The sequence below is a fragment of the Prevotella sp. 885 genome (genome assembly GCF_002265625.1).
GTDB lineage: Bacteria > Bacteroidota > Bacteroidia > Bacteroidales > Bacteroidaceae > Prevotella.
Genome location: NZ_NOVE01000075.1, coordinates 1 through 10,504 on the forward strand (window position 1 = coordinate 1; position 10,504 = coordinate 10,504).

8 protein-coding genes and 1 pseudogene are annotated in these 10,504 nt (G+C 44.8%); all 9 read right to left on the bottom strand.

Features of this window, described 5'->3' with window-relative positions; translation table 11 throughout:
* Positions 1-49: 49 nt before the first annotated feature.
* A complete protein-coding gene (gene pglX, locus CHL74_RS14175; RefSeq protein ID WP_141241349.1) occupies positions 50-2,506 on the bottom strand; it encodes a BREX-1 system adenine-specific DNA-methyltransferase PglX in 2,457 nt (818 codons plus the stop codon).
* Between the two features lie 12 nt (positions 2,507-2,518).
* The gene (locus tag CHL74_RS14180) at positions 2,519-3,358 is read right to left on the bottom strand and encodes a DUF4435 domain-containing protein (RefSeq protein WP_176452272.1); all 840 of its coding nucleotides are present in this window, start codon (positions 3,356-3,358) and stop codon (positions 2,519-2,521) included.
* A gap of 5 nt (positions 3,359-3,363) precedes the next feature.
* On the bottom strand, positions 3,364-4,083 hold the full coding sequence (locus tag CHL74_RS14185; RefSeq protein ID WP_094881846.1) for an AAA family ATPase: 720 nt from the start codon (positions 4,081-4,083) through the stop codon (positions 3,364-3,366).
* A gap of 16 nt (positions 4,084-4,099) precedes the next feature.
* Complete coding sequence (brxC, locus tag CHL74_RS14190) at positions 4,100-7,720, bottom strand: BREX system P-loop protein BrxC (RefSeq protein WP_094881847.1); 3,621 nt, start codon at positions 7,718-7,720, stop codon at positions 4,100-4,102.
* 3 nt (positions 7,721-7,723) lie between these two features.
* The gene (locus CHL74_RS14195; RefSeq protein ID WP_094881848.1) at positions 7,724-8,335 is read right to left on the bottom strand and encodes a BREX protein BrxB domain-containing protein; all 612 of its coding nucleotides are present in this window, start codon (positions 8,333-8,335) and stop codon (positions 7,724-7,726) included.
* A gap of 1 nt (position 8,336) precedes the next feature.
* Complete coding sequence (locus tag CHL74_RS14200; RefSeq protein WP_094881849.1) at positions 8,337-8,960, bottom strand: BrxA family protein; 624 nt, start codon at positions 8,958-8,960, stop codon at positions 8,337-8,339.
* Between the two features lie 29 nt (positions 8,961-8,989).
* On the bottom strand, positions 8,990-9,946 hold the full coding sequence (locus CHL74_RS14205) for a helix-turn-helix transcriptional regulator (RefSeq protein WP_254923332.1): 957 nt from the start codon (positions 9,944-9,946) through the stop codon (positions 8,990-8,992).
* A gap of 95 nt (positions 9,947-10,041) precedes the next feature.
* Positions 10,042-10,239: a helix-turn-helix transcriptional regulator gene (locus tag CHL74_RS14210; RefSeq protein WP_094881851.1), complete on the bottom strand. Its 198-nt coding sequence runs from the start codon at positions 10,237-10,239 to the stop codon at positions 10,042-10,044.
* Positions 10,240-10,401: 162 nt separating this feature from the next.
* Positions 10,402-10,504 (bottom strand): annotated as a pseudogene (locus CHL74_RS16445) (ISAon1 family transposase); the annotation flags it as partial.

Below are 10,504 nucleotides of genomic sequence, written 5' to 3' on the forward strand. Positions count from 1 at the left end.
GAATCACTCAACTCCAAGCTTAAGGCATTTAGAGGCCAACTGCGTGGAGTTAGGGACATACCGTTCTTTTTCTATCGTGTATCGTTGATATTTGGGTAGGGATGCCACGGACTTTATCGGATGAGCCAAAATATCTCCATCTGTTTCTTATGACAGAACCTTTGAAGTTTGTTAGCTCTTCTCCATCATTTTCCCAATTTACAACATAGGACATATTGCCAAACCAACGGCGGAAAGTTCCACCTTTGGTAGTTGGGAACCATTTTTTTTGCGAGCGAGCCGCTAACGCGGCATTTTCACAGCCGAATCCGATTCGGCTGTAGTTTGGCTCAAACCAAAGGCGGAGAAATCTCGCGTTGTCTGCTGTTGCTAGTCCCTGTGTGGGACTGCAAACAGCAGACAACGCGAGATTTGATGTAAATATCTCTTGAATTTTGGGTGAAACCCAATAGCCGATAGGCGCACCTGGAATCTTGCCAAAATTAAGCTGTTCCACATTAGAATAATAAATGCGGTTACCATCCTCATTTCCATCCTTATTTGCAAGGAACATCTGCTCTTTATCGGCACAGTTCTTCCCATCCACCAAGCGATAGTAAATGCCTTTTGCTTCACGGATATTCTTTTTGAATTCGCCAGAGTCCACTTCCTTCATCAACTTGTTAACAATAGCCTTTCGCTCTTCTAACGGTTTGGAATCCAGTTCAAGACTTGTCGTCATTCCATACTCGGAAAAACGAGGCTTGGTCAGTACAAAGGCTGTGTTCTGCACCACCTCGCCACTCAACTCGTCGAACGTGCGAGGGCCGAGATGCAACATGCTGTCGATGACATAATTGTACAAGAAAATGTCACGCAACTTCTCGAACGAAGAGAGGAACATCCAGCTCTGCATGTTGATTTGCGCCATCTTGCCACCAAAGATCAATCGTTTCATGCCCATGTCCATGAACACAGAGAAGAGGTCGGCTTTAGCCTCCTCATAGTTGTCCTTCACATACTTGCTCAATACGGAATTCATATTTCCACTTTTCATATATGGAGGGTTCATTACCAGCACATGATAATTCTCTGTAAGAGCGAGTATAACCTGAACTCCAGGAAGCAGTTGCTTGATGTTCTCCGGACAATCATCCGTGCCATTCTCTGTCCATTCTGCATACTGGTGGCGGAGCATGGACAAATATTCCTTGTCGTCGTTAAAGCACATGATGCTGCCCAGGTCTTCTGCTTCTTTGAGAAGTTCAAAATCCTCAGCCAGCATTTCGCCAGCCACATCTTCATAACCACCCATAAACTCCAGGCAAGCCTCAGACAAAGTTTTATCATCCATCTTCGGACTTACATGAGCCATATCCATCACATGAGGAAGAATATGCGCATCTGCAAATGCTGCATCCTTCTGGCAAGCTTTCAGCAAAAGGGCAAACTGGCTCAACTGTTTGGCACGAGTGTCGAGGTCGATACCCGTGAGGTTGTGGCTGAAGATATTCTCCACAGCCTCTCCACGACCATAGCCTTCAGCAATATAAAGGTCATAGAGCAGGTCGAAACATTCGTTGAGAATATGGCCGGAACCGCAGGCAAGGTCTGCTACCTTTAAATTCTCTAATTCGTTGTACTTCAGTAAAGTCTTATCATTTGGCTTCTCTGAAGGTTCAACCAAATACTTCCATTTCTTTTGCAGCTGCGTTTCGTATGGATTATTGTCCAGATAGATTCTGCCCACGGTGTTCTGCACCATGTATTTCACAATCCAGTTAGGGGTGAAGATCTGGGTGGCTGCAGGAATCTCATCAGCCTCGAACTTGCCCTTCTTGGCAAACACCTCATCCTTGCGCTCAGAGATATAGAACTGATAAAGCCATCCAATCAACTCTGGTGACTGGAAGTCTTCATCGGTGATAAATTCTGTATGGTTCAGCATATCCACAAAACCGCCTTCTGCCAGGATGTTGTTTGGCAGGAGCAGCTCGGTGTAATCAGCAATGCTGCCGAAACACTGGTTGATGATAGGATTGTCGTGGCACCAGGCTGTGATGAGGATGGCAAATTGCTCTGTCACCTTGGTGTCGTCATCAAGGAGTTCAACGAGTCGCTGGCGCAACTCTTCCTTCATCTGTGGAATGCGTCCCTGACGGGCTTCATCCACGATAACGGGAGTGCGTGCAGCATCAGCATACGCCAAAACCGGACTACAGAGATTGTTCTTCTGCAGGATTCGGATGGCGCAGAGGCGGTTGAACCAGGTGTAGGCAGCTTCCTCATACACCTCGCTGATACCTTTCTGCTGAATACGGTTATAGAGGGACATCCACTGGTAGTAGAAGCCCTCTGTCTGCAACTGCTCATTCCAGAGAGAACCGCCCTGCATCAGCTGAGGCTTGTTCTCTTCTGCCACATTGCCGTTCTTATCGAAGCCAAGCGTATTAATCTTGGCAGCAATGCCGGCTTTCAATATATTTCGTGCTTCGGTGGCGAAGCGTTTGATTCTATTTGTGTCCATACTTTTTTGTATTTATTGAATAAGAATCTTATGCAAGTCTTTTTGCAAAAACTCTATCTCATCATAACCATTGGTGTGCAGGCTTTTATCAAGAATGTCGGTCTTGAAAGCTACGCCTGTTCCTCTACAAAGTAGAGTGCCGATATGGAGTATCATCTTATAAAGTAAATGCCCTTGAATATGCAGATAAGCGTTCTCCTCTGTGAGGGATTCAATCTTGTCAGTAGGTTGTTCTGAAAGATTCTTCAGTCCTTCTTCAAAACGGGATTTAATGACCGACAGATATTCCTTGCCGTTATTGTCCAATTCAGAGCGTTTGGGTTGCAAAGGTATGCAAGCATTGAACTTGGAGATATTCCACAGTTTGTTCAGATTACTGTCTGCTGAGTAGAAGATTAAATAGCGTAGAGGAGTATAGACAATCTTTGAGAATGCTGTGATAAACTCATTCATGTCAAAATCCACTTGCTCTATATTATGTCTCATACGCTCTTGAATATGAACCGACTCGCAAAAATGATTTTCCCACGAGTAAGCATAGGTCTGAGCAACATGATTGTTCGCAGTCAGCCCTTCTTCACCCCGAAGCAGGCGCAAATCACTATCTATGCAGATAAAGAATTGGTCTGTAAGGTATGGTCTGAATCTGAGACATTGTTCACATCCTCTGGTATCAGTGCCATTATTGTTCTTGCTATAGTACAAATAGCGATAACGCCCAGGTTTGACATGTTGCAACTGATAATCCCAAAATCTCTCATCTTCCTGATCCTCCAGATGCACTATTGCCTGATAGCGATGGGTAAGGGCAAGGTTTCTGTATAGTTTGGCTTGTTTACTAATCCAGTCCATACGCTTTACTTTTGAGTGATTTCTTCCATGTACCAAACCTTGTCGCCCCATCCTTCTCCGAAGAGGGCTGGAGAGTGGGTTGTAATGAAAAACTGGGCATTGGGGTTGAAACGAACAAGCAGGTTGACCAGTTCAAACTGCCAGTCGATGTCCAATGAGTTTTCTGGTTCATCAATCAATACCACAGCTTCACGACCATTGAGTAGAAATACTCTCAGGAGAATTAGTAGCATCTGCATCTCTCCAGAAGACAATGCGCCTACAGGCAATTTTTCTTTTTCCGTGATGACAGAAAACTTGCTACCCTCTATCTCTATTCGCTTGTGGGTCAATGCAAAAAGACGATTAACCGCATTCTGAAAATTAGCAATTCGAGATTTTAGCTCGGTTTGCACATCCTCGGAACTATCAATCATAGACATACGAAGACTCATCAATGAAGGGCCAGTCTTCATATCGTAGATGTAATAATCCAAGTCTTGTGAAAGGGCTGTTGCAGTTTTTCGTTTGTCTCTCATTGCTATGTTGTCAATGGATGGCAAATAAACAACATTCTCTGTTCCTTCCATGTTTACAGTTAAAGACTTGTACAGGCTACTCAGAAAAGTAGTCTTACCACTGCCGTTGATGCCCATGATAATATTGACATCTGGGTGTGCAGAAAACTGAACTTTCTGATGATTCCAAATGCTTATATTTATGTCTTTAATACGTATCTCTGCCATAATTGTACATTATAAATTATTTAATAATCATTACTCCATCCTGGTCAACAAGCAGCTTTTCGAGCTGCTGGCGCAGACCTTCCAGGTATCGTTCTATATCCTCCGCATTCGTGATAGGCAACTTTGTCTTAGTCTGCAAAGACGCCTTGCGGATGCGCTTGTCAGGAGTTTTTGGTGGTTCTGGTTTACCGTCTCCTTCACCTCCTGGAGGCAGAGGAGGGTTATAAGACATGATCTTATCCACCTGCTCTTGATAGAACGTATCTGTATTGGCATTGTTCTGCAGTACCAGAATATTGGTTGGAGTGGTCTTGACACGAATAACGGTTTCACGGTCAGAAAGTACACTCTCAGGAACATGCTGTTTATCGGCAACCTGCTTCAGATAGTCGAACATATCATTATAGGCTGCTTTGATCTTCTCACGGAGTTCTTCACGTACACCATCCATTATGCCTGATAATTGGCGTTGCAGCTTGATGTAACCACGAAGACCAGATATTGGCCATGGGTCGTTTTTCAATTTATTGAAGTCGGTGACTGTCCCCTGCATCTCCATCGGAACGAATGGGAAGTTATACTGGTTGTCGTCCTGGAACTGGATGAGCTGCTTGTATGTATCAAGCTGATCATGAGTAAACTGCACCACCTCCTTGCACTTATCTATGAGCACCTTGGCTTCATCCTTGGCTGCGATGACGAGGTTGAAGAACTTCAGCGGATCACGCTCGTTGAGCCATGACTCGAAGAGCTCAATTGCCTCACGGATAGGCTGGCAGAACTGGTAGCCTGCTATCTGCTGCTCAATATCCTTATAGCCCTTGATGAACTTGGCTAGACTGTGGACGCTCTCTATATCTCGGCAGGCACGGAAAAGCTGTGTGCTGTCTGTAGAACTTGGAACGGCAGAAATACCGAAAATCTCTTTCCATGCAGCAATAAAGTTTTGGATCACCTGTGGAGATATGACCTTAGCCTGGCGCAATGTGAACTTGTTGGATTCGCTGACGATGCGGGCGGCAACTGTTGATGTCTCTACATTAGGATTGTTAGCGTATGAGTAGTCACGGTTATGACGACGTACCAACTCATTGATAATATAGAGTGTGCAGATGTTGTCCCATCCGTATGGAGCCTTGGCAAACTTGGCAAGCACATCAGAAACATTTACCTCAGCAAACTGCTTGTTGAGATAAATCTCCACTTCATGCTCTGCATCAGTTAGCACGGCATTCATTCCATCGTAGTCTCCAGGGTTGACATTTCGGAGAATTGCCTTCTTCAACTGCTCCGTGGTGCGAGGCATGCTTGGGTAATCTACCAGGTTCGCCTTGGTATAGATGCTGGACAGATGCTTGTCCATCGCCACACGATAGCGGTCGTTGCCACGCTTCTGTCCCAGTTCGGCTTCATCTATCACACTGAGGCCGGAGACGATAGGGCAGGTGTCGAGAATCTTCTCAAACTCCTTTCTGATGATTCCATCGTAAAGTTCGTTGGCACGTTTCTCAAACTCATCACGTGTCTTTTTGTTGTCCTCGCTTGTTACCGGAGTAGCCATGTAGCGGTTTGCCTGGCAATACCAGTAGAAGGCATTGTACAGACGCTTGTTGTCACGATATTGAGGACCCACATAGTAAACCATGCGGTTGACATTGCTGTTCTGCAAAGCCAACTGCTCGGCAGTTTCATAGTCAGCATCCATCACGAACTCTACCTGCACATCAGGATTGTTGCTGAGGAAAGTGCGCTGCTTGATGGTGAGACCTACGGAGAAACTGCGTGTCTTGTATTGTTCCTTGTTGCGGAGCGCCGTAATATATCTGTTGAAGATTTCCTTCAGCTGCTCTGCCTGGGTGTTGTTGTCAACCACCTGACTCTGAATGAGCTGAGCCACCTTCATTTCTTCTTCACTATAGAAAGCGTAGGTCTCGGGAGCACCATTCTTGCCCTGCTCACGACGGATGATGTTGTTGTCGCAAAGGAATTCTATTACCTTCTCTACCTCGTTCTTGATATTGAGGCGAGGAGTCTCCATATCGTTGATAAGGAGTGAGGTTACATTATCCAATGTGGCTGGGAAGACCAGCTGGTCAGTCTGTGAAATATTACAGATCATGAAGAGCACATTGGCTACTCTTACGGCAAGACGGGTGCGCTCTGGGCGATCGGTCTGGTAGGTGCGAGCCATGCGCAAAGCATTATCCACAGCCTTTTGTCCACGAGCCTGCAATCCTTCTTCGAACATGTTATTATAGAGTTCGTCGAAAGAGATGAACTTGCCCAACTCAGCATCTGCATTTGTCTTGGCAGTAGAGTGGATTACCTTGATGATGCTTCGCTCATTACCTTTTACCTCCTTGGCCACATAGCCGAGGTTGAGGAACGAGTTGAATACCTGCATAATCAACTTGAACTGATAAGGCACGAAAGGGTAGTAGTCCACGAAATCATCTTGTGATTCGTAGCTACTATATGATGTGGGCAGTTTGAACTGAAGGTCGAACCCTGCCTTATATTTATTGTAGAGTGCCGCAAGGTCTGGCTTCACTTCCTCTTTCTTGTCGAGAATACGCTTTTGGGTAATTACCTCAGGCTGTGTACCTTTCAGGGAAACCTTCACTTCGAAGCGTCCCTTAATCTTGCCTTCCTTATCCTTCTCTTCTGCAATGTGGCAATCGTCCATAATCTCAGAAAGGTCTTGCTGGGCGGTACAAGCCACCCATACCTTGTTGTCGCAAGCCTCAGAGAGTTTGGTGATAATCTCCTGGAGGTTGAGATAGCGGTCACGCTCCTTGTTGATGAACTGGCTCACCTCATCGGCAAGGAGAATAAGACGGTAGTCATCGCCCTTGTCCTTCAGGTAGGAAGCCAATTCCATACCGAAGCGGTCGATGCTCATATTGGTGTCTCGCTTGATGATGCGCTCCCGGATGCTATCTACGGAGAGAGTAGGGGCAAGTTCCTTGGCAATATCAAGAACCCAATCCAGCTCATTGTCTATCAGGTCGGCAGCCATACCTGGTTCGTTCCAGTCGCCACCTTCCTCAGCAATGCGCTCCTTGAAGGCTTCGAACACGCCTTTCTCGGCAAGAGGCTTTTCCAGGTTCTGTGCCAGGGTGATATTGAACTTATTGAAGCCACGTTTGCCGTTGAACTCATTCCAAAATACGTGAAGGAAAGCCTTCTTCTTGTCTGTAGAGTTGTCGTAGCTGGTTTCCAGGTTGAAGATGCAGGTGTCGATGGTGGCACGCTTCAGCCAGTTGGCGATGGAGAGCAACTCATCGTAATCGAAACTGAGGTTGTGCTTCTCGTCGAGAGGGTCGATGGCTTTTACTGCATCGAGCAGACGTGAAACTGCATCCTCACGGGTTGATGGAGTGATACAGTAGTCGAGATATTTCAGGAAGTGAGACTTACCCGAACCATAGTAACCGTCAATCCAGATACCCACATGGTCGTATGGTTTGTTGTTCTTGATGGCATCGAGTATGCGGAAGAGGCCATTGATAATCTCATCCGTAAACACGTATTCCTGTATTTCTATTCGTTCTGTCTCTGGGTCAAACTTGGTAGCACTGACGGCAGGATTGACAGCACGGTTGATTGGCTTGCTATATAAATCTTTCAGTTTCATAAGTTACTCATTGATAAGTAGGGTTGCACGATAAGTGTGATTGTCTGGGAGCGTATCAAACAGACGGAAAGAGTTCTGGTCACGATGACCTGGGTAGAAGACGATAATCTTATACTTCCCAGTCTCGTTGTAGTCCTCATAGAGGGCAAGAAACTCGTTGACTCTTAGATATGGGAACATACTGCCTATGCCATACAGGAAAACGTATGGACGGTGATATTGATCCTTGATGGTGATATGGTCGATGATACGCTGATGAATGTACTGCACGAACTCAGGAGAATGGGCATTGCGGGTCAGCGTGTCCTGGGTGTTCTTTGCCTTTGACGGATCTGCTTGCTCTTTCTCCAACTGGTATTTCAGCATGGATGGATGACGCAGGAACTTCTTCTGGTCGAGAAAGTTGCAAAACTCCTCAAACAGATTCAGCGTAAGCACATCCACATAGTTGACAGGGCGAATGAGATTCGCCTTGAACTCCTGTATCTGCCGACGGATGTCATACTCCTTCTCTGCCGGATATTGGTAGATGAAGAAGTTGTAGAACAGGTCGCCGTTCTCAGTGTCCTGGAACCCAGGGCTGTTCAGTTTGTCATCAAGTTCTTTTATCGTCATATCACATTGATTTCTTTATGTTATCTATTTCGTATGGCTGCAGGAGGCAGGCTTCCAAGAACCATGGTTCTCCTTTTGCCAAGTAGTAGTCGTAATTATTGCAGATCAGGGAATGAAGACGGTTGTCATTGGTCAGCATTCCCACCTTTCTCAGGATAGTGAGGTATGCTCCTGCCACCTTTCCCTTCGTGGTGTCACTCCATGAATCAACAAACTCGTCTTTGGCAGAGATTTCATTGAATTCCATCATGAGGTCTTCCTTGTCTATGCTCTTGGAAATACTGTTCCACTTGCGCATGGTTACATTCACATGGAAGTCGAAACATATCTTGTATGTTTTGAGAATCACATAGAACAGAGCGATGACCTTGTCACTATCGCTCATTTCCTTGAAGTCATCCCAGAATGAAAGAGGCATTGTTTGATAACGCCTTTTTATCTCGTGAATGTTTCTAGAACGAGCTGCTTCTGCATTGATATGCAGCAGATTGTTGTTAATCTTTTCTTCTTGGAGCAGTTCTTCGCTGTTTTCTGCTTGAAGTAAAGGCAACAGGGTGAGTGTTTCTTCGAAAAGAAAGCCCCCACCTGTCAATGCTGCTGTATATGGACTATTATTCTTATTCATTATTATTAAATACTTTTGCAAATGTAATACTAATCGGTGCAGTCTATCTGCATTTCATTATAATTCTGCAGATTCCTACGTAGATTTGACAATATCTCCTGTTTGAAAGGCTCTGGTTCGAGCACTTTAACGTCAAATCCAAACGAAAGTATCAATTGCGTAAACTCGTATGTCGGTCGTACTTCAACAGCCAGAATGCGGTTGTCCGCATCTACTATTTCCTGCGAATGATGCAGGGGCTTGGACACGATATAAGGGTATTGCTTTTTTGAGAATTGTAGCAAAACCCTAATCTTTTCAACATCTGATGGCGGTATTGTCACACCGAACACATCATCGAAGTAGTGTTCAAAATCGACCTCTTTATTTGGTATGTATGCCACATCTTCCTCTACATTGAAGTTCTGTATTCGGTCGAGGGCATAGTTTGATATTCTGTCAGCCTCGGCATCATACGCCATAAGGAACCATCGGTTGTTGTATTGCTTGATGTACCAAGGATGCACAACAACGGTGTACTCCTCATCGCAATTCTTATAGTTGCGATACGTGATTCTTACAGCTTGATGGCTTGTAGCAGCATCTATGATGTCAGGCAGTAAGTTCAGTCCCCTGAGATAGGGGTTTTGTTCAAAGCCAATCATATTCTCCTGCTTACCTCTAAGTCCAAATCGCCATTCCAGGTTGGAGATGACTTCATCCACCCATGCGTTGCTTGGCAATCCTCTGAAACGCCTGAGGGTAATGATGACTGAGCGAAGCTGTCGTGCTTCATCTTCTGTCAGTGGTTGGGCATTGATGGTAAAGTCAGGATCACTGTATCGATAATAAACCCTTCTGCCATCTTGCTTTCTTTCAAGCGGCACACTCCAGCCTGTTTCACTTTCCATGAATTTGATGTCCTCAAATATCTGTCGCCGACTTACTCCTCCTACGCCATTATAGTAGTAGATGGCCTCTTCGCACTTGTCGATGAGGTCTTCCATGTAGTATCGATGTCGTCTGTCTCGAAAGCATTTATCGAGAGTCTGGTAGCGTATAGCTGCATTCTTGTTTGTTGGCATACTGGGTTCCTTTTACATTATCGAATTAAATCATTGACTGTGACTCCAAGACACTTTGCAATCTCAACAAGATTCTCCAAATTCGGTTGTGCATTGTTGGTACACCACTTGGAGATCGTTGCAGGATCTTTACCTAATTGTTCAGCGAGCCATTTGTTGGTTCTCTTTTTTTCAGCTAGAACAACTTTCAGCCGGTTCAGGTCTTTATTTTCCATAATTGCTTATTTAATGTTTCTACATATGCAAAAGTAGTGTTTTTATTCGAAATATCATAATAAAATTGGAAAAAAAGAGGTTTTACGCTCAAAAAAATGATAAAAACATCAATTTATGTCCAAGTATTTTGTATCTTTGGCTCACCTGAAAAAGTGTGTGGATTAAGCATACAATCTTGTTAGTCTGAAGAGAAAGAATTTCTTGTCAATGATACCCCGAAGTTGTGCTCTGAAATGCTTGACTTTTGCATTGAAAGATTCTGCA